This is a genomic window from Telluria sp. PB2R4 (genome assembly GCF_059685695.1).
Window position 1 is genome coordinate 573,157 of record NZ_JCASIC010000001.1, and the last position, 19,504, is coordinate 592,660.

At 64.4% G+C, this 19,504-nt stretch carries 24 protein-coding genes; 2 read left to right on the top strand and 22 right to left on the bottom strand.

Features of this window, described 5'->3' with window-relative positions:
* Window positions 1-18: 18 nt before the first annotated feature.
* The 7 genes from AC56LU_RS02425 to AC56LU_RS02455 form a co-directional block, all read right to left on the bottom strand.
* Entirely contained in the window at window positions 19-486 is a 468-nt protein-coding gene (locus AC56LU_RS02425) for a glycine zipper domain-containing protein (protein ID WP_497174001.1), read from the bottom strand.
* A 198-nt stretch (window positions 487-684) separates the two neighbouring features.
* Entirely contained in the window at window positions 685-1,533 is an 849-nt protein-coding gene (locus AC56LU_RS02430; protein ID WP_497174002.1) for a MipA/OmpV family protein, read from the bottom strand.
* Between the two features lie 130 nt (window positions 1,534-1,663).
* Window positions 1,664-2,719, bottom strand: a complete 1,056-nt coding sequence (locus tag AC56LU_RS02435; protein ID WP_497174003.1) for a DUF2955 domain-containing protein — start codon at window positions 2,717-2,719, stop codon at window positions 1,664-1,666.
* Window positions 2,709-3,887, bottom strand: a complete 1,179-nt coding sequence (locus tag AC56LU_RS02440; protein ID WP_497174004.1) for an HlyD family secretion protein — start codon at window positions 3,885-3,887, stop codon at window positions 2,709-2,711. The genes AC56LU_RS02435 and AC56LU_RS02440 overlap by 11 nt, the downstream gene beginning before the upstream one ends.
* Complete coding sequence (locus AC56LU_RS02445) at window positions 3,884-5,437, bottom strand: efflux transporter outer membrane subunit (protein WP_497174005.1); 1,554 nt, start codon at window positions 5,435-5,437, stop codon at window positions 3,884-3,886. The genes AC56LU_RS02440 and AC56LU_RS02445 overlap by 4 nt, the downstream gene beginning before the upstream one ends.
* A 17-nt stretch (window positions 5,438-5,454) precedes the next feature.
* Window positions 5,455-6,579 (bottom strand): AI-2E family transporter, encoded by a 1,125-nt coding sequence (locus AC56LU_RS02450; RefSeq protein WP_497174006.1) that lies wholly within the window; start codon window positions 6,577-6,579, stop codon window positions 5,455-5,457.
* Window positions 6,580-6,752: 173 nt separating this feature from the next.
* Window positions 6,753-7,670 (bottom strand): DUF808 domain-containing protein, encoded by a 918-nt coding sequence (locus AC56LU_RS02455; protein WP_497174007.1) that lies wholly within the window; start codon window positions 7,668-7,670, stop codon window positions 6,753-6,755.
* 1,190 nt (window positions 7,671-8,860) lie between these two features.
* On the opposite strand from AC56LU_RS02455, the gene AC56LU_RS02460 reads away from it, so the two are divergent.
* Window positions 8,861-11,923, top strand: coding sequence for a TonB-dependent receptor (locus tag AC56LU_RS02460; RefSeq protein WP_497174008.1), 3,063 nt, complete (start codon window positions 8,861-8,863; stop codon window positions 11,921-11,923).
* Window positions 11,924-12,171: 248 nt separating this feature from the next.
* Window positions 12,172-12,519 (top strand): hypothetical protein, encoded by a 348-nt coding sequence (locus AC56LU_RS02465; RefSeq protein ID WP_497174009.1) that lies wholly within the window; start codon window positions 12,172-12,174, stop codon window positions 12,517-12,519.
* Between the two features lie 39 nt (window positions 12,520-12,558).
* On the opposite strand, the gene AC56LU_RS02470 is transcribed toward AC56LU_RS02465, so the two are convergent.
* From AC56LU_RS02470 to AC56LU_RS02540, 15 genes are all read right to left on the bottom strand, one after another.
* Window positions 12,559-12,693 carry a hypothetical protein gene (locus tag AC56LU_RS02470; RefSeq protein WP_497174010.1) on the bottom strand — a complete coding sequence of 45 codons (135 nt, stop codon included), beginning with the start codon at window positions 12,691-12,693 and terminating at the stop codon, window positions 12,559-12,561.
* Window positions 12,693-12,860: a hypothetical protein gene (locus tag AC56LU_RS02475; RefSeq protein ID WP_497174011.1), complete on the bottom strand. Its 168-nt coding sequence runs from the start codon at window positions 12,858-12,860 to the stop codon at window positions 12,693-12,695. Before AC56LU_RS02475 ends, AC56LU_RS02470 begins: the two co-directional genes overlap by 1 nt.
* A gap of 107 nt (window positions 12,861-12,967) precedes the next feature.
* Window positions 12,968-13,240 carry a hypothetical protein gene (locus tag AC56LU_RS02480; protein ID WP_497174012.1) on the bottom strand — a complete coding sequence of 91 codons (273 nt, stop codon included), beginning with the start codon at window positions 13,238-13,240 and terminating at the stop codon, window positions 12,968-12,970.
* Window positions 13,240-13,545: a hypothetical protein gene (locus AC56LU_RS02485; RefSeq protein WP_497174013.1), complete on the bottom strand. Its 306-nt coding sequence runs from the start codon at window positions 13,543-13,545 to the stop codon at window positions 13,240-13,242. Before AC56LU_RS02485 ends, AC56LU_RS02480 begins: the two co-directional genes overlap by 1 nt.
* Complete coding sequence (locus AC56LU_RS02490) at window positions 13,542-14,120, bottom strand: transglycosylase SLT domain-containing protein (RefSeq protein WP_497174014.1); 579 nt, start codon at window positions 14,118-14,120, stop codon at window positions 13,542-13,544. The genes AC56LU_RS02485 and AC56LU_RS02490 overlap by 4 nt, the downstream gene beginning before the upstream one ends.
* A complete protein-coding gene (locus tag AC56LU_RS02495; protein ID WP_497174015.1) occupies window positions 14,120-14,905 on the bottom strand; it encodes a hypothetical protein in 786 nt (261 codons plus the stop codon). The genes AC56LU_RS02490 and AC56LU_RS02495 overlap by 1 nt, the downstream gene beginning before the upstream one ends.
* A gap of 8 nt (window positions 14,906-14,913) precedes the next feature.
* Entirely contained in the window at window positions 14,914-15,678 is a 765-nt protein-coding gene (locus AC56LU_RS02500) for a hypothetical protein (protein WP_497174016.1), read from the bottom strand.
* Complete coding sequence (locus AC56LU_RS02505) at window positions 15,675-16,079, bottom strand: hypothetical protein (RefSeq protein WP_497174017.1); 405 nt, start codon at window positions 16,077-16,079, stop codon at window positions 15,675-15,677. Before AC56LU_RS02505 ends, AC56LU_RS02500 begins: the two co-directional genes overlap by 4 nt.
* A complete protein-coding gene (locus tag AC56LU_RS02510; RefSeq protein ID WP_497174018.1) occupies window positions 16,076-16,366 on the bottom strand; it encodes a hypothetical protein in 291 nt (96 codons plus the stop codon). Before AC56LU_RS02510 ends, AC56LU_RS02505 begins: the two co-directional genes overlap by 4 nt.
* On the bottom strand, window positions 16,366-16,656 hold the full coding sequence (locus AC56LU_RS02515) for a hypothetical protein (protein WP_497174019.1): 291 nt from the start codon (window positions 16,654-16,656) through the stop codon (window positions 16,366-16,368). The genes AC56LU_RS02510 and AC56LU_RS02515 overlap by 1 nt, the downstream gene beginning before the upstream one ends.
* Window positions 16,657-16,666: 10 nt before the next feature.
* On the bottom strand, window positions 16,667-17,515 hold the full coding sequence (locus AC56LU_RS02520) for a major capsid protein P2 (RefSeq protein ID WP_497174020.1): 849 nt from the start codon (window positions 17,513-17,515) through the stop codon (window positions 16,667-16,669).
* A 242-nt stretch (window positions 17,516-17,757) separates the two neighbouring features.
* A complete protein-coding gene (locus AC56LU_RS02525) occupies window positions 17,758-17,910 on the bottom strand; it encodes a hypothetical protein (protein ID WP_497174021.1) in 153 nt (50 codons plus the stop codon).
* Between the two features lie 70 nt (window positions 17,911-17,980).
* Complete coding sequence (locus AC56LU_RS02530; RefSeq protein WP_497174022.1) at window positions 17,981-18,721, bottom strand: hypothetical protein; 741 nt, start codon at window positions 18,719-18,721, stop codon at window positions 17,981-17,983.
* A complete protein-coding gene (locus AC56LU_RS02535; RefSeq protein WP_497174023.1) occupies window positions 18,705-19,175 on the bottom strand; it encodes a hypothetical protein in 471 nt (156 codons plus the stop codon). Before AC56LU_RS02535 ends, AC56LU_RS02530 begins: the two co-directional genes overlap by 17 nt.
* Window positions 19,175-19,495, bottom strand: coding sequence for a hypothetical protein (locus tag AC56LU_RS02540; protein WP_497174024.1), 321 nt, complete (start codon window positions 19,493-19,495; stop codon window positions 19,175-19,177). Before AC56LU_RS02540 ends, AC56LU_RS02535 begins: the two co-directional genes overlap by 1 nt.
* Window positions 19,496-19,504: the final 9 nt, after the last annotated feature.

Below are 19,504 nucleotides of genomic sequence, written 5' to 3' on the forward strand. Positions count from 1 at the left end.
GTGACTCCCAAGCGCTGCTCAACTGACGGTATAACCGCGGCCCGACATGCAGGCACCATAGGCGCGGTAATACGTGTTGATCGCTTCCTGCGACTGCGCCTGTGCCTGTTGTTCGCCGGCCCGCCTGTTCTCGCGCGCGCGCCGGCCTCCCGCCATCGTGCCGACCACCGCACCCACACCCGCGCCTTCGCCGGCATCGCCGGCAATGGCGCCGATGGCGGCGCCGCCAAGCGCGCCGCGCGCCGCCCCCCTGAGCCGCTCGCCGCCACCGACCGCCGGCCCGGACGGCGGCGGGGCCGCGCTGACGGCCGCCGGATCGATGCCGGTCGATTGCCTGGCCCAAGAGAAGCATTCACCCTCGTCCTTGCTCTGCCTGGATGCGCTCTGGCCCTTGGCGGGATAGGCGATCGGCCGCTGCGCGGCCGCCACCAGCACAAATGACAGCAAGCCGATGCCGACCACAAAATGCACCACCATTCGTCGCATGTCAGGTCTCCTTGTGCGCCGGCCGCGGGCAGCCTGCGGCTGGGCTTTATGAGAAGGTATGAGAGCGGAGCCGGATCGGCAATGGGACGATGGACCTACAGAATTCGCGCATGCACGCGGCCGCATTGACGTGGCCAGGCATCCCGCCGCATGGCCGTCACGGCAATGCGGCGGGATTCGCCCGGGGTGAAACGCCTGTCAGAACTGATACGAGGCCGCCACGCCGAGTATCCACTGGTCGGCGTCGCCGCGCCCTTCCACCAGTGGGCTGTCTTTCACTTCGTCCAGCAGACGCTCATAGCGCCCGGCAAACGTCAGCCGCCATTCCCTGTTCAACGGCATGGTCAGGCTAAACGGTACCTTCAGGGAAGTGAGACTGGTATCGGGACGGTAGGGTCGCCCGCCCAGTTCGGGGAAGAGTGCGAGGTCGGAACCGGTGACGCCGAAATACCGGTCGTTGAAATCGCTGCTGGCGAAGAACATGCCGAAGCCGATGCTGCCAATCAGCGGCCGTCCCATCACCGCATTTTCGAAAGGATGGATATAGTTCACCCGCAGGTTGCCGGTTGCGCCGTCGTAGACATTGTTCGTATTGCCCACGATGTCGGCGCTGAAGATCAGCTTGTGGAGTGGCCGGGACGGGTCGAGTGGCATGTGGTAGGCAGCGAAGAGCCCCACCTCGGTCGCACTGGCAACCGGCCGCATTCGTTTGACGATTTCGTCGTCGACGTCGTCATCGCGCCGGGCCCGGACCCTGAGGATGGGGCCGACGCGCCACTCCGGGACTGGAGACAGGTTCAACAACAGTTCGTTTCCGAGGAGCTGGACGTAACGGGTGCCGTCCCAGGAGTAGCGCACGATCGGCGCGGCCACGCCGTCGTTCTTGGTCGAGCCGTAGTAGTCCGGAGCACCGAACACCCCCAGACCGACCAGGTTGACCTGGTCAGTAAACGTGATCGGAACCTGGTCCTGCGCCTTGGCAGTGGGCGACAGTGCCAGGACGGCGCCGAGGGCAAGGCTACTGCTGCATAACTTCAGTTTTCTCATGACACACCTCATGGTTGCGGGACAGGAAAATTGCCCAGGATGGGCTCTGCCAGCGTATACACGATGCTGCAAGGCAGGCCCCTTCGGGAGCGCAGGTGGAACAAGAGGACCAAGGCAACGCGAGTCATGGTCAATTGCTCCTGAAAGTCAACAAGTTCGGCCACGATGCGCGCCAGCGCTCCAGCACCCACACCGTGAGCCATGCGTAGAGCGCCAGCGCAAGGAACAGGCAGACGCGAATCGTGGAAGCGTGGACGACGTCCTTGCCTTGGACGCTGTCCTCGATGGCGGGCCCCAGCAAGATCAACATGGTCACCAGGACATTTACCCAGTAGGAAGGCGGGAAGGAGCCAGTCTTGATGCCAAATATCCTGGCGCCTACCCAGAACGCCGCAGCCACGATCCACAGGACCAGCATGATCAGGTTCGGCCGCAGCGACAGTCCGGCCCAGATCAACGCCGCCACCAGCGCGCCGGTCAGGGTCGATCCCACCAGCTCCTTACCTGCGGAATGGGCTGTGCTGGCCCCGGCCTGCTGGGCCAGGGACACCGATTTGACGAGCGCCGCCAGATAGGACGCGGGGTTGGTCAGGGCCAGCACGAAGACCGGCAGGACCACCAGGGTCGCGCGCAGCGCGGTCCAGTCTTTTGTACCCGGGACCACGGGCGGGCGGGGCTTCGCCGGTGCGGCGCTGCCGGGTGCAGGCCTGTCCGGGACCAGGGCGTGCCCGAATCCGCTGACCAGGGCGCCGATGGCGAGGCCGAGGGCGAGACTCTCGGCAAGCTGGAGAGCGAGCGCCTGCTCGGCCACACCGGCAACCGGAATCGCCGTGAGGGCGATCGCCAGGATCATCGTCTTCGGACTGGCCACCCCGCCGCCGGCACGGAAGCAGGCGAACAACAGGGCTGCGGTGAGCACGACGCCCGCGGCGGCGTAGTGCTCGAGCAACGGGACCATCAGCACTCCCGCTACCACGACAACGCCGAGCGCCGCGGCCGCGACCAGGCCCTTCAGCAGCGGCATCGGCGGCCCCGGCTTGCATAGCACCAGTGCGGTCACCACGCACAGCACGAAAGGCAGCGACATGTCCAGGCCGTAGGCGAGCAGCACCGCCAGGCCGAGACCCGTCGCCAGCCGTAGTACGGCCTTGTCGGCCGGGTGCGTGGGCACGCGCTTAGTAGACATAGGAAAAGTAGCTCATCAGGTGGATGTAGACCGAACCGAGCCAGTTCAGGAAGCCATGGTCGCCCGTGTACACCAGCACGTCCGCCTGGCCCCCGATCCGCACGGCGTCCAGGTGGGCACGCTCCGATTGGGTGAACTCGACGGCGACCGGGAAGCGCTGCGCCTGGCGCAGCCAGTCACGGTCGTTCTCGATCTGGGGCAGGGCGCCGGCCTTCGCCTGCTGCCCGGAGTCGACCCCGGTGCCCACGCTGCGCACGCGCCCTGTCAACACCTGGCCGGGCAGCACGTCCAGTACGATCGCGACCTCGTCGCCGGGCTGGATATTGCCAAGGTTATTCTCGGTCATGTCCGCGCTGATCCAGAGGTCGTGGTCCGCGATCAGGGTCATGGCGGGCGAGCCGGCCTGGATGAACTGGCCGACGTCGGTACGCAGGTCGGTCACCCGGCCGCGGCTGGGCGCAATCACCCGGGTGCGGTTCAGGTCGAGCTCGGCCTTCTCGATGGCCGCACGGGCGCTGACCAGCTGCGCATTGTTCTCGCCGGGGTCGCCCGCGGCCTCCTGGGCACGGCGCAGGTCGGCTTCGGCGGCCAGCTCCTGGCTGCGCGCGGTGACCCGGTTGGTCTGTGCGTTCTGCACGCGCCGCACCGACAGTGCGCCCGGATCGGCCGCGAAGATCTGCTCCAGCCGCGCCGCATCCTGGCGCGCGTAGACGTGATTGGCTCGCGCGGCCTGCAGCGCCGCCTTCGCCGCCTCGACCGCCGCCACCGACGCATTGACCGAGCGCCGCACCGATTCGTAGTCCGATCGGCTGCGCTGCAACGCGATCCGGTACTGGCTAGGGTCGATGTCGAACAGGGCCTGGCCCCGCTGCACCTCGTCGTTGTTCCTGACATGCACCTTGAGCACGGTGCCCGCCACCTCGGCCGGCACCGGCACCACGAAGGCCTGCACCCTGGCTTGCGACGTGTAGGGCGTGAGCCGATCGGCGACGAAATACCAGGCCAGGCTTGCCACGATCAGGACCAGCACGACGATCGCGCCACGCCGGCTTCCCTGACCCTTCTTTGGCGCAGGCGCCGGTGCGGGCGGGGGCGGGGGCGGGTTCTCGGTCCCCGGCGTCGACGTCTGGGCCTGGGTCTGCACATATTTTGCGGCTTCCTGGTTCATGGCCCGGGCGTTCCGTGAGGTGAGTGCCGGATTGCGGCAGGAGGCGCCGGCAGCGGCGCGCGCAGGATGTCCTTCCAGTCGCTGCGCCGGACCATCACCGCCCGCGTCGCTTCATCTAGCACGGGCCGGGCCCGGCCTTGCTCCCATCCCCCGCCCATCGCCTTGTAGACCGCGATCAGGTTCTGCGCCAGATTGCCGCGACTGGTAAGGAGAAGATCCTGCTGGCTGAAAAAGGTTCGCTGCGCGTCGATCACGCGCTGGAAATCGACCAGGCCTTCACGGTACTGGAGGGTGGCGAGATCGAGCGTGCGCCGGGCCGCGCGTAGCGACTCGGTGAGCAGGGCGATCTGCTCGCGGCTCCTGAGCACCCCGACCGCGGCATCGTCGACCTCGCGCGCCGCGCGCAGGACCGCGTCCTGGTATTGCTCGTGGAGCTGCTGGAAGCGGGCGTCCTGGAGCAGCACGGTATTGCGCAGGCGGCCGTGGTCGAACACATTCCACACCATGTTGGCCCCGACCGCCCAGTCCAGGACACGGGGCGAGCGGTTCGCCGAGGTCGCCGACAGGCCCAGCGAACCGAGCAACGCGACCGAGGGATACAGGTCGGCGGCGCTGACGCCGATCAGCGCGGACTGGGCGGCCATCTGCATTTCCACGGCCCGGAGGTCCGGACGCCGGCGCAACAGGTCGGCCGGCATGTCGACGATGATGTGAAGGCCGGCCTCGGGAATCACGTCCTTGCCGGCGGCCATTTCCGGCAGGGGCCCCGGCGCCCTTGCCAGCAGCGTGCCGAGGGCATTCTGCGCCTGCCTCAGCGCGTTCTCGAGCTGGGGAATGGTCGAAAGCGTGCTCAGGTATAAGGTCCTGGCCTGTTGCACGTCGAGTTCGGATTCGATGCCACGCCTGAACAGCAGCTCCGTGATCTCCAGGCTGCGCCGCAGCAGCACCGTGTTCTGGCCGGCGACGAGCACGCGCGTTTCCAGCGTGCGGATGGCGCTGTAGAGGTTCGCCACCTGGGCGGCCATCAGCACCTGTACGTCGTCGTACTGTGCGATGCTGGCCAGGTAGGCGGCGTCGGCAGACTCGATGCCGCGCCTGAACTTGCCCCAGAAGTCGAGTTCCCAGCTGACGCGCAGCCCGGCATCGAACAGGCTCGCGCTGTTGTCCGGTGCGCCGGCCCGCTTGGCGCCGGCCCGCAGCAGTTCTCCGCTTGCCTGCTGGACCTGCGGGTAGCGCGTGCTGCCGGCGATTCCCTGCTGGGCGCGCGCTTCCATGATGCGCAGGCCGGCGATCCGCACACCCGGATTGACCCGCTGTGCCTCGGCGATCAGGCCATCGAGGACGGGGTCGTTGAAGTTGCGCCACCAGTCCTGTGGATGCGCGCCGGTGCGCCCGCGCGAACTTGCGGCCGCGTCAGCCAGCGTACCGCCTTCCCATGCGGTCAGTCCGGACGGCGTGGCAGGTGCGACGAACTCGGGCCCGGCCATCTTGCAGGCCCCCAGCAGCGCGCTTGCCGCCAGCGCCACAACGCCTGTTCCGGACCGATGCATGCGCGCACCCAGCACAGTCACTCCTGGGTGCTCGTGCCGGGCGCCGTCGGCACACTGTCGGGACTGTTCGCCACCCACCACATGAACGCCTGGTAGCCCAGGGCCAGAAAGACCGCACCGACGAACATGCCGAGGATGCCCTGGGTGGCCAGGCCGCCCAGGGCCCCGAGCAGGATCACCGGCATGGGCGCGTCGACGCCGCGGCCCAGCAACAGCGGTTTAAGGACGTTGTCGAGCATGCCGCCGATGAGGAACAGAATAGTGTAGAGGATGCCCATCGTGGCTTCGTAGCCGCCGCTGCTCCAGATCCAGACGATCACCGGCAGGGTGAGCAGGAGCGCCGGGGCCTGCACGATGCCCATCAGGAGGACCACCAGGGCAAGCATCCCCGCGAACGGGACGCCGGCGACGACCAGCAACAGCCCGATCACCATGGCCTGGATGAAGGCGACCCCGAGCACCCCGAGTGCCACGGCGCGGATCGTCTGGGTGCACAGGACCGAGAATTCGTCGCCGCGCTGGACGCCCACGAGCCGGCCGAAGATGGCCCGGATACTGCGCGCGCCGGGCTCGCCCCAGGCCATGACGATCCCGGCCACGATAAAGGAGAACAGGAACAGAAGTACGCCGCCCGCGGTGCTCGCCACGACCCCCAAGGCGCTGCGCGCCATGTCGGTGACCTGGGCTTGCCGGCTGCGCACGAGTGCCGGCAGGTCGGTGTGGGCCTGCGTCCAGATCTCGTGGATGCGCGCGCCGATGAGCGGCCAGTCGGCTACCCCGGGGGAGGGCGCTGGTACCTTCATGCTGCCGTCGCGTACGCTGGCAACCACGTTCTGGAGCGAATCTGCGAGTGCACCCATCAGGATCGCAGTCGGCGCGCCGATCAGCACCAGGCCGGCCACGACCAGCAAGGTGGCCGCAAGGCCCTGTTTTCCCTTCATTTTTCGGGCCATCTTCTGATGGACCGGATAGAGTGTCACCGCGAGGATGATCGACCAGGCCATCAGGCCCATGAAAGGCGCGAAGATCCGGTAACAGAAGATCGCCAGTCCAATGGCGATGGCGGCGCGGATGAGCACATCGAGCAGCTTCCTTGAAAGCCGCTGCTCGAGGTCGGAATCGGATCCGAAGGGTTGCGTCATCGGCTGGCTTCCGTTTTCGGGTGACATGCTGAACCCTTCGCCTGGTTGTCCACGCTGCTTGCTTGAAAGCCCAGATTAGCGCCGGCTCACAGCGCCAGCCATTGGACCTTGGTCCATGGCTGGCAGCGCCCTTGGCGCGCCAAGGGCGGAGCGCGTGGTCCGTACCAGACCCTTCAATGAGCGGTGTCGTTTTTTGCGAACAGTTTTTTGTAGAGCATCACGAGGCCCAGCACGAACGTACCGGCAACCAGGCCGGTGAGCAGGTTGCCGAGCGCGGGCGCGAGGTAGGTCAGCGCGCCGCCCTGGTGGCCGATGGATTCGATGAAGTGATGGATGGGCGGCGTGCCGTGCGCAATGATGCCGCCGCCGACCAGGAACAGCGCCGCGGTTCCCAGAAAGGACAGCGCCTTCATCAGGTAGGGCACGAATGCGATCAGGCCGCTTCCGGCGGCGCGCAGGCCGCGCCTTGCCGACTTCTCCAGGTAAAAGCCAAGGTCATCCAGCTTGACGATCGCCGCGACCAGGCCGTACACACCGACGGTGAACACCACGGCCACCATGACCAGGGTAAGCGCCTGTTGGTTGAAGGGAGCATCCGGCATGGTGCCGAGCGCAATGACGATGATCTCCGCCGACAGGATGAAGTCGGTCCTGATCGCCCCCTTGGCCTTTTCCTTCTCGTGCTGAACGATCTGTTCGGGCGACATCTGCGCCAGCCCCAGCAGCTGCTCATGGTGCACCTGGTCTTCCTGTGCGCTATGCAGGAATCGATGGAAGACCTTTTCGACTCCTTCGAAGCATAGGAAGGCGCCGCCCAGCATCAGGATGGGCGTCAACGCCCACGGTGCGATGGCGACCAGCAACAGGGCAACCGGAACGATGATCGCCTTGTTGATGGCCGATCCCTTTGCCACCGCCCAGACGACGGGCAGCTCCCTGCTTGGCGAAAAGCCCGACACCTGGTGGGCATTCAGGGCCACGTCATCCGACAGGACGCCGGTGACTTTTTTTGCCGCAACCTTCGTCATGGTGGCGACGTCGTCCGCCATCATGCTGATGTCATCAAGAATAGCCAGCAGGCCGAGTGCCATGGGAAGTCCTCTTCGGCGACGTACAGCGCGGGCCCGGGTACGACCGCCGATTAGCGTGCTCGGGAAGGTGTCATATCAAGCTAGCGCGTTTTCGGCGCAGCGAAATTGGACCATGGTCTGATGCGCTTGGAAGCCGCTCGGTCACGGTGTAGGCCCGAGGGCCAATTGCCAGCTGTGCTGCCCGTCATACATTGAACTGGTCACGCCAGGGCCGGGACGCGCAGTAGAGGCGGGCGGGAGCTGGCGGCCAACCGAGGACCTCCCGATATGGATACGCCTGCAAGACGCAGCACCTGGCTGATGAGCGCATGCCTGTCCCTGGTCGCCGTCCCCGCAGCAACGGACGGCGACGGATCCGCGACATCGCGTTGCGGGACGGACGGGGCAGGGGAGCGAACAGTGGGCGGCCCAGCCCCTGGATCGCCCGCCGCCGAGCGCGACCGGCACCCCATCCCGGAAAAGCAGTGCGCCGGCGCACAGCGTCCCGGACCACACACTGCTGAGGCGGGAACGGGTCCCGCGCGTGAAGGCAGGCAGAGCGTATCCCCGCCGGGAAGTGCACCGGATGAAAGCGGGGGAGCGCCCTGCGATCAGCAGCGGGCACGCCGTATGCATGAACTGTTGAGGAGCTTGCTGTACTGGCCGATCTGACCAACCAGAGCTGGCGACAAAGCACATGTTCATGCCATAGTGCACTCGACATTAGCTTATATAATGTCGAGTTATAGTCCCATGCGTGTTTCATATGCCTCCCGTACTCCCGGGGAAGTCGGCTTGCATGATCAAGCATTCCCGCATGTGCATCGGCCACGCCGCGACGTGTTTCGATCCCTGTCAAAAGGGAGAGGCAGGCGCCATACCGCACGCGCAGACGCTCGCTAAGTTGCGAGAACACAACAGTCCCATGAAATTGACTGCAAATTCAGTTAGAGCGTCAGATCGCTATTTGCTCGGATCAGCACGGCATGAACGCGTATCTCCTGCATATTTACCGAAACCGCTTGCCAGCGCCGCCGGACTATGCATACGTCCTAATTTCTATTTTGCAACTAGCGACGCCCAGCCTTCGTATTTACTAAATAGAATTGTCAAATTCCTCTTAGTCCGAGCAGACAAGCTGTGTATGGCTCAAGGGGAATGCAGCCTGCTGCCGACCCGGCGGCAGATCTACAGACAATAGGAGATCGTTCATGGCAGTAAAAACGAAACTGGCCCGTTCGCTCGCCCTCGCATTCGGGGCGACGGCACTGACGCTGGGCATGAGTTCGACGGTGCTCGCACAATCGAACACCACCGGTAACGTGTACGGCGCAGTCGAGAGCCCGGCCGGCGCCACGGTCGTCGTCGAGAACCTGGACACCAAGCTGCGCCGTACCGCCTCGGTGGAAAGCAACGGCCGCTTCCTGGCTACCTCGCTGCCGCCGGGCCGCTACGCGGTCCAGCTGGTGCGCGACGGTAAAGTGGTCCAGAGCCGCGAAGTCGAGGTGCTGATCGGCCAGGGCGCCGAAGCCGTCTTCTCGACCCAGCAAGTGCAGATCGTCGGCCGCCGCCGCGCGATCGACGTGACCAACACCAACAACGGCGCCATTTTTACTGCCAGCCAGCTGGAGAAGCTGCCAATCGCGCGTAACGTCGAGTCGATCATCCTGATCGCTCCCAACACCACGCAGGGCGACAGCCGCTACCCGAACGGCGCCAACAGCTTCGGCGGCGGCGCGGTGTCGGAGAACTCGTACTACGTGAACGGTTTCCCGGTCACCAATCCACTGACCCAGCTGGGTTACATGGAGCTGCCTTACGGCGCGATCAGCCAGGCACAGATCCTGACCGGCGGCTTCGGCGCGGAATTCGGCCGTTCGGTGGGCGGCGTGGCCAACATCACCACCAAGAGCGGCACCAACCGCTGGGAAGTGGGCGGCATCGCGCAATGGGACCCGAAGAACCTGTCGGCCAGCCAGGACGACATCTACTATCCAGTGCTCGGCGCGACCAATACGGCTGCGACCGATGGCACCCTGTACCGCCGCCGCTCGGTCAATGAGACCGACCGCAAGCTGCTGGGCGTGAACGTCGGCGGTCCACTGATCCAGGACAAGCTGTTCTTCTTCGGCTCGCTGGAGCAGTCCCGTACCGATTTCTCGGGTACCAATGCCGTTACCGGCCTGCGCACCAGCACGTCGGCCGCCGGCCGCGGCTGGGAAGAGTCGGAAACCGACACCACCCGCTACCTGGTGAAGCTCGACTGGAACATCAACGACAACCACCGCCTCGAGTACACCGGCTTCGGCGACACCTCGAAGAAGGACAAGTACCTGTCGGGTTACAACTATGCGACCGGCGCACGCAACGGCACCATCGGCGCAAGCGAGCACTACAAGAACTTCTCGGGCGAGACCCCGGTCGGCGGCATCGTCAACATCGCCAAGTACACCGGCAACATCACCGATAACCTGACAGTGCTGGCCCTCTACGGCAAATCGACCACCAAGCACGAGAACACCTATGGTGCCTATGCGGGCGTGAACCCGAACGTGTACCAGGTGTCGTCCACCCCGTCCACGCGCGTGCCGGAAATCGCCGCCAACTACGTCAACCCGAACCCGGTCAGCGGCAACGTGCCCGTGACTGGCGGACGCGATACGGTCGAGTCCGCACGTCTGGACCTCGAGTACAAGATGGGCAACCACACGATCCGTGCCGGTCTCGATGAGAACCGCCTGAGCTCGGAAGACGCGGGCGTGTTCCGCGCCGGCGGCGGCCTGTGGACCTATGGATTCACCAACACGCCGAATACGCCGATCACGCTGCAGAACGTCCAGGTGGCGACCGCCAGCGGCGGCGGTTACGGTACCCGGGGCTTCTACGTCACCGAAACCAAGTTCACCTCGATTACCGACGCATACTCGGACCAGTCGGCGCAGTACATCGAGGACCGCTGGCAGGTGAACAAGGATCTGCTGCTGACGATCGGCGTGCGTAACGAGCAGTTCGAGAACCGCAACGGCGACAAGCAGAAGTTCATGGACATCAAGGACCAGATCGCGCCGCGTTTCGCAGCATCCTGGGACGTGAACGGCGATTCCTCGTTGAAGGTGTTCGGTACTGCCGGCCGCTACTTCGTGCAGGTGCCGACCAACATCTCGGTGCGCGGCGCCTCGCGTTCGCTGTTCACCACCCAGTCGTTCACCTACACCGGCGTCGACCCGGCCACCGGCGCGCCGCTGGGCCTGAAGGCGCTGGCACCGGCGCCGTTCTCGGCGAACAACGAGTACTTCCAGGTCAAGCACCCGAACACCGTGGCTGCCACCAGCCTGGAGCCGACCTACCAGGACGAGATCACGCTCGGCTTCGAGCGCGCACTGTCGCGCGACATGACCTTCGGCGCGCGCGCGACCTACCGCACGCTGCGCTCGACCATCGACGACATGTGCGACGACCGTCCGTTCAAGGCCTGGCTGGCCCGCAACCCCGGTGTGAACACCAGCAAGTGGACCGGCTTCGGCTGCGCGGCCTTCAACCCGGGCGAGGACAACACCTTCCTGGTCGACTTCGCCAACACCGGCACCAACCTGACGGAAGTCAAGCTGAGCAGGGCGGACCTGGGCTTCGACGAAGCCAAGCGCACCTACAAGGCGATCGACCTGTTCCTCGAGCATCCATTCCGCAATGGCTGGTACGGCCGCGTGAACTATACCTGGTCGAAGAACGAGGGCAATACCGAAGGCCAGACCCAGTCGGACATCGGCCAGCTCGACGTGTCGCACACCATCAGCTGGGACAAGCCTGAACTGATGCGCGGCAAATACGGCCCGCTGCCGAACGACCGCAGGCACCAGCTGAAGGCCTTTGGCTTCTACCAGATCACGCCTGAGTGGATGGTAGGCGGCAACCTGCTGGCGCAGTCGGGCCGTCCGAAGAATTGCCTGGGCGCCGACCCGACCGTGCCGGCCGCGCACAGCTACGGCTCGTACTACGCGACTTGCTTCGGACGTCCTGCGCCACGCGGCTCGGAAGGCCGCCTGCCATGGACGACGCGCCTGGACCTGAACCTGGCCTACATGCCGGCGTTCCTGCCAGGCATGACGGCCAAGGTCGACGTGTTCAACGTCGCGAACCGCCAGACCGTGCAGTCGGTGTCGGAAATGCTGAACAGCGGCTCGACGCAGACGCTGCTGGACAGCTACGGCCGCGTGATTTCGACCCAGACGCCGCGTTATGCGCGCTTCACGGTCGAGTACAACCACAAGTTCTAAGCGTCGGACTGTTTGTGTGAATGGGAGCCGCGGGTGAATGCCCGCGGCTTTTTTCGTTCGGGAGGAGATGGCGTGGGAGGTTGGCAGTTCATTTTTAGATTCCGCATTTAACATAATATAGATTATGCGCAGTACGGGACTTACTAACCACAGTGTTTAAAAACACACTATGCCGGTACGCACCGACCGGAATTTGCAAGCCAGACACAATTTGTCTGGCTTTTTTTACAATTCGACCAGGAGGCAGCGTGCGATATCCGAATCTCCGTTATGGCAACCCGACCGAACTCGCCTACTACGCTATGGGCGTCCCGCTGACCGACCTGGCGCGCCGCCTGCGCCGGGACGAACGCACGGTGCGCGACTGGCTGTCAGGCCGCACGCGGGTTCCTTGGTGGGTTCCGGAGATTCTCAGGTTGCGCCACCTCGAGGCAGACCTACGGCACCGGCAGATGGGCATGGGCGCGCTTCCGGCCCGCCTCGGCGTCGTCAGCGCCGATGTATACATGCTCCCGGCCCAGGACGACAAAAAGCCCGCACGCGGCGGGCTTTCCTTGGTGCCGGATCAGGTCGACCGGCTTACTTGCGGCGCTTGAATCGGCCGTTCTTGCCGCGTGGCGGCGTGCGCTTCTTGGTCATGCTTCGACTCCGGTTCGCAGTTCAATTTTCAGCAAGCGGCGTTCCACCGCAAGCCCCCATTTGAGCAGCCCGAGGCCACCAGCGAGAACGCCGGTACTTACCGCAAGCTGGATGGCCTCGACCGCGCTCATTACTTCTGGCGCTCTGGCAGCAGCACGGCACCCGCCGCCAGCACAGCGCCGATGGCCTGCACGGTCAAGTCGATCTTGACCGGATCGCCACCGAACAACAGGCCCAGCATGGACAGGCCGGCCAGGCTCGACGGCTCGCGCAAACGTGCAAAGATTTTTCGCAGCATGGTGTTTCCTCTCTCAGTTTAATGGCCGCAGGAGCAGCCGGTTTGTTTTTGTCGGTGCCACAGGTACAGCGCGAGCGCCGCGCCGATCATCAGGTATTCGCGGCGCATCAGAACAAGCTCCCCAGCCAGGTTCCAGCGGGACAGGCGAACGAGGCATCCCAGGTGCGGCCCTCTCGGATCGCCCTTTCGCATTCGGTTTCGTTGGTGCGCGGGATGCCCAGGACGTCGCCGGTTCCCAGGACCAGGCCCGACCCGACATCGGCCACTACACCCGGCACCGCTTGCGCGACTTCGCCCAGGCGGCTTTGCAGATACCAGGCACCGACGAACAGCACGCCCGCCGCCGCCGCCAACAGGGTCAGGTCATCGCGGCGGATCATCACACCCATCCCGAGGCGTCGTAGACAGCCTCTTGCGAGATATAGCCCCGGTAGGCGTCGACCGGGTCGCGCTGGCTTGGGAAGTAGCTTTGGCTGGTGTTGTTCGCTGGCCCATTAACGATAGCGCCCAGGAGGCCCGCTACTGCGCCCTGCGCCATTTGCTGCCAGCCGTTGCCGGTGCTCGACGGCATGGACGGAACCGCACCTGGCGGCGGACCGTAGGCGACAGGCGCAGCCTGGCGGCGGCTCAGGAGGAAGAAACCGCCGACCAGGGCGACGGCCAGTAGGGTGTTGTTGTCGCTCATGCGTAGTTTGCTCCGGTTGCGTTGGCTTTCGCCAGGATGGTCGCGTAGTAGTCGCGGGTTTCAGCCGGCGCAGCCGCCAGGCCCTTGCGTTGCACGTTCCCGATACCCCAGTTGTAGGCAGCGAGAGCGTTTGTCCAGTTGCGGCCGGTCGCACGGTACAGCTTTGCCAGGTAGCGCGCCGCGCCGGGAATGGCTTGTTCAGGGTCGAGCGCCGCCGCCGCGCTGCCAAGCTCCTCGACGGCGGTGGCGGGCATGAATTGGGCGATGCCCATCGCGCCGACACGACTGCGCTTGACGCCGCTGATGACGTTCGGCAGATAGCGCGATTCTTTCCACAGCAGCCAGGCCAGTACCAGCGCCGGGACGCCGTAGCGCGCCGCCGCCGCCTCGATGTCCTGGCGGTACGGCGATGAGCCCGAAGGCCAGCCGGTAATCAGTGCTCCCATTTCATCAATCCCATCATAAAAAATGTTCGATTCGTCGTCGCCCGCGGTGCCCTGCTTTTCGTACTGGAAGGCGGCGTACAGCATCGCGCCGCCGACAGCGAGCAGAACCAGGAGCGTGCGATTTTCCATTACAGGACCGTGTAGAGAACGTAATGCGATGCGCCAGCCGGAGCCGATACATACAGCCCCTTGCCAGGCGCCAGCTTGATCCGCTTCGGGACCGGCTCGCCGGTTCCGATGTACAGCCACAACATATCAACGCCGTCGTCCACATTGATCGGTGCGGCGCCAGCCTTTGCAACCAGTGCCCCGCCTGCCGAATTGGTAAACACTTGCTCAACGATCACGCCGTTGATGTTGATGCCTGGCGCGATCAGGGTATTGATTGCCGGTACGCCGCCGTTGGTTACTTTTACTGAATTGGTATAGGACATAAGCGACTCTGCGGTGTTGAGTACCTGGCCGTCATCAAGCGTGACCGGCACGCGTTGAGCGGTGGTGTTGTTGACGCGAATTGACGACAGCGACACCGGCACGGTTTGCGCCAGGTCGAGCGTGACCGGGACGCGCTCGGCGGTGGTGTTCGTGACCTTCACGTTGTTGGCGAACGTCGCGTCCAGGGTGAATTTGTTCAGGGTGTTTGCATCATCGAACTCGCCGGAACCGATGATGATGGAGCCCGTGATTGCACTGGCGCCGTCGAACGATCGGACGAGCCATTGCGACGCCTTCGGGCCTGGCGGCAAGCGGAAACGCTGGCCGGGGCGGAGGGTGATTTCGCCTCCGCTGTCCGGCTTGACGAGGATGCGCGTGTCGCCCGCGCTGGTGCCGGACTCGTAGACGAACAGGTCAGCGGTCGCGCTGAACATGGCTTGCGACGCGGCGGCGGTCAGTTTGAGCGGGTAAGTCTGCATGGTTTTCCTTATCGGGTCATGGCGAAGGCGACGCCGACGACCGCGATGGCCCCCAAGGCGTACATGACGGTTTTCTGGTCGCCGCCATCGCTGGCGTTTTGAAACGCCGCTTGTGTTTTTTCGATTGCATCGGTTGCCATGCCGATCACGGCGGCGCTCGATGCCTGCGCATTCGCGCCCGACGAGCGCACCAGGTCAAACGCCTGCTTCGTCGCTTCCAGGCCGGTCTGGCTTTGCAGCTTCAGGTTGTCGATAGCGCCCTGAATCGACATCGTGGCCAGGCCCACGTTCTGGCCGTTCATCAGGCCCGCGACGTCGAGCGCCTTGGTGGACATGCCACCCATGAGGCCCAGGCTTGCATTCACGCTTCCGTAGTCGGTAACGGTCGAATGCACCGACATATCCCGGTTGTCGGTGAACACGGTATTGTTGCTGTTGCTGGTCGTGTTGTGACTCTGGAACGCCGTGCTGCGGTCGCTCAGGTCGGTGAACGCCGTGCTACGGTCGCTGTTGTCCGCAAAATTCGTGCTGCGGTTGCTGGAGTCGAAAAACGCGGTCAGGTTCGACGTACTGCGGTCGATACTGTTCCCATCGCCAGACAGCGAGACCGCCGAATCCTGCGCTACAGCGCGCTTATCGTTGTAGTCGGTCCAGTTCGTCGTCTGGTTCGTCGTGCTCGTGCTGGAATCGCTCTTGGAGTCGCCGCCGAAGTTGGCCAGGGTCGCAGAGCAGCCCAGGCGCATCAGCATCACTTGTTGCGGGTTGCGGATCATTGGATGGTTTTCCTCATAAAGTATTCGTTGCCTTCCTGGCGGTCGACCTGGTAGCCGATGGCGCGCGCCTTGCGCACCAGGCCGCGCCGCTCGGTACGAAAGCCGACGCCGGACAGGCCGCACTGTTTCGCCTGATGTTCAACGAAGCCAGATAGGACGGCCACCAGGTTGTCTCGCGCCCTCCCCGCCGCCGCAGTGACCCACAGCGCGCCGTTCGACGCCTCGACCAGGTATGCCGCAACGTCATTCCCGCCTTGGTCGTACACCCTGTACGCCGCGCCGCGCTCGACAAGGCGAGCCAGAGAAAACCGCCCCGCCGCGTCGGTCTTGGCCGATTGCGCAGCCGCCAGCAGGCGGCAGGCTTCGGCCTTGTCCATCACGGCCAGGGCGCTGTATCTCATCGGTTTTTCAGCAGCAGGACAGCCGCCGCCGCCAACAGCAGCCACTTCGGATCAAAACCAAGCATCGCGCCTAGACCCGCGCCTGGCGTGGTCTGTGCGGTCTGGTTTGCGTCGCGGTTGCCCGTCGCGGTGGTCGTGTTGCCCTGCCCCTGAAAATTGATGACCCAGCCCGAACCGTCGAAGTTGAACGGCGTGCTGATGGGCGTGCCGGTGGTTGCGTGGGACGACGAGCCCGAAGGCCCGCCGCCGCCCGCCGACAACGAAATGGGCATGGCGGGCATCGTCATCAGTCGGCGCCCATCACGATGAAGGCCAGGCCAGCCAGCAGGATCAGCCCGTTGAGGCCGGTCGAACTGGTCGACGGCTGGTGGCTGGTCGGGTACATAAGCTGACCCGAGGCATAGGCGCTGTTCACCTGTGCCTGAATCGCGCCCTGTGCCGCGCCGCGAATCCCGTTCGCCAGGATCGCGTTCCAGTCCGTTTCACCGTTTGCCTTCGCCGGGTTGACCATATCGGCCCCCAGGCTTTGGTAGGCGCTTACGGGGTTCCCGTAGATCGCCATCTGTTGCAGGTCCATACGGCCCCCTTTACAGGTTGGTCGGGGTGTCGATCACTTCGGCCATCGCCGTCACGACCGCGCCGCCTGCATCCTTGAGGAATGCGTTGAACTCGAAGGAGTCGTACACCATGCCCGATTGCGTGTTGCGCACGGTGGTGATGTGGGCGTCGCTGTTGTTGTCGATGATGAAGTCGACGACGAACACGTTCGCCTGCGGCACCTTCTTGAATTCCGACTGGTCGAAACGGTTGTCCAGGCATTCCTGGTCGAAGATGACGACGCCGTTTTTCTTGACCTCGACACGCTCGATGTTGCCGTTGACGGACGCGGTCCAGTTGGTGCCGTTGTAGAACAGCCATACGCGCTTGATCAGCGCGCCGCGCATGTTCAGCGGCAGGGTGAAGCGGCCCGACGCCGACTGCACGAACTGGAACGGCACCATCTTCAGCACGACCGGATTGCGCTGGCGTTGCTCGAAATAGCCGATGGCGGCGATGGCCGGCGCCACGGCGGTGGCGGCGATGTAGATTTCAACGAACACTTCGCCGATGGGAATCAGGGTCATCAGGTCGAGACCGCCGATTTCCTTCACCGGGAACAGGGCTTGGTCGCGCTCGGTGAAGTCCAGGCGCAGGTAGCGGGTGCTGTCCGCGCTGTTCTTGTAGTTGTTGACCTTGTTGAGCTGGTCGCCGGTGATGTCCCAGATGACGCGCGGGCCGACCTTGACGCGAACGCGCTCGATGTGCGACTTATTGAAAGTCGTGCCGGTCAGTTTGAACTTGATGCCGGTCAGGGTGAACTCTTCCGGCGCGATGCGCAGGGTGGCGATTTGACCAGCGGCGACGCCGACAGCTTGTTGCAACGGTTTATGGAACATGTGTTTTTATCCGTTCAGGGCAGATTGTACGAGGCGGCGCGTGGCCGGGATCTGGTTCGCCAAATAGATGATGGCGAGCGTGGCGATGGCGGTTTTAACCGCGTCTTGCAGCTTCATCGCTTAGTCCGCGATCAGCTTGTCGAGCGGGTGGTTCGGCAGCGCGTTGTTGATGTACTTGGCGACGCCGACAACGGCCAGAATGAACAGGGCTTGCTTGATGTAGGTATTCATGGGTTCCTCGATTAAGAAGTGATCTCGGTGTTGTCCTTCACCAGCTTCCGCAAGGCCGGGATGTGCTTGATGATGAGCGCGCTGATGATGATCGCGCCCAGCGTCGCCAGAATTTCCTGGCCTAGCTTTGCGGGTGTAGGGATGAACGGTCTCAGGTTTGGCATAGGCTTCAAAGGTAGCGGGCGGCACTACGAAAAACTAGAGGCCGCGCCGCCCCTACGCATACGCTTACCCCTAGGCAGGGACCGCCGCGCCCGTTCGGCGTTTTTGCACAGGTTTCATCTGGCTATCCGGCCTTTCTGGCGTGGCTTTCAGGTCGTCGCGCTCGATGAACTTTTCCTTAATGCGGCCGGTGATGGTGATTTCCCCGGCGCGGACCTGGCGATCCGATCGATGCCATTCCAGGTAGTGCAGGTCCGGCAACCGTCCGATCATGGCCGGGTCGACGTCCATTTTTCCGGCGATGGCGACGCGGTGCGGCTTCTCGGCCAGCCAGCCGCAATGAATCAGCGTAGCGTTCGACAGGAACGCCTTGTCGACCTGTGCCGGGAATTGGCTACAGCCGATAACCCACACGCCTTCGTGTCGACCGGAATTGCACATTCGACGCCACAGCGGCGGACCCCATGACGGCGTGGTGAAGTTCGATAGTTCCTCGACCAGGAGCGCGCAGTTACCCGCCGCATAGGCCAGGTTGCACACCAGGTCAAAAATCTTCCGGAAGTGTTCAGGCGTGCAGGACTTCGGGAACACGTAGCGCACGGCGAACGGCTTGGCCGCGCCCGCCGCCGCGACGGCGCGCGCCAGGTCGCCCGCGCTGGTCTTGGTCGCAAACTGCCCGTATTCGTCCTGCGGGTCGAGGATGATGATCCGGCGCGGTTTCAGGCGGCGCAGTTCCCGCTTGAGCCATAGTCCCTTGCCGGTGCCGGACTGGCCCATGACGGCCCATATCTGCGCCTTATTCTCGACTGCCATTGAGCACCTGTAGCGGCTCCGCGCCGTCGACCTTCGGTTCCTTCTTCGCTTCGGCTTCCGCCTTCACGGCCTGGCGCCCTTTGTAGGCGACGTAGGCGGGCATGCTGAAAAACGCTGTCGCCAGGACCAGGCCCAATTCCGGGGAATTGCCTGGCCCGTTCCAGCCGTACTTATCCGCGACAGGCACGATGGCGTTCGCCAGTTCCATGCACTTTTCCGGCGTGTAGGCGGCGGCGGTCTCAGGGAATACAGCGGTGATCGCCCAGGCCAGGGTCTGCGGGATGATGGCCCACTGTGCGGCCTTCTCGGCGGTCAGGTCGACCGGATCGGGCGGCGGCAGGACGTTGCCTTTCTCGTCCAGGTTGCCAGCGGCGGCGGCTTCGTCGTACGCAGCCGCGCCCGCGTCGATGGCGTCAGCCTGGCGGACCATCGCTTCCATCTGCTTGACGTCCATCACGCGCCCCCAATCGGCAGGAGCCAGCTAGCGCGCTTTTTCGGCGGCGGTTGCGTCGAAGTATCAACCGGGGCCGGATCGTCGCTCGGCGGCTGTTTTTGCGGCTCCGGTGCGGGTTCCGCGCCCCTTTCTGGCCGCGTGATCGCCAAAAGGTGCGTTGCCTGCTCCTCGCTTCGGGTATGCAGTTGCGTACCGCAAGCGGCGCAATGCACGTACGGGTAAGCGGTGCCGCTCGCCTTGTCGGTCTTGACCTTGACGAACGCGGCCTGGTGGCCGCACTGGATCGGGCAGACGACGCGCCCCAGGTTTTTCGATGCCATGTTGTTTTC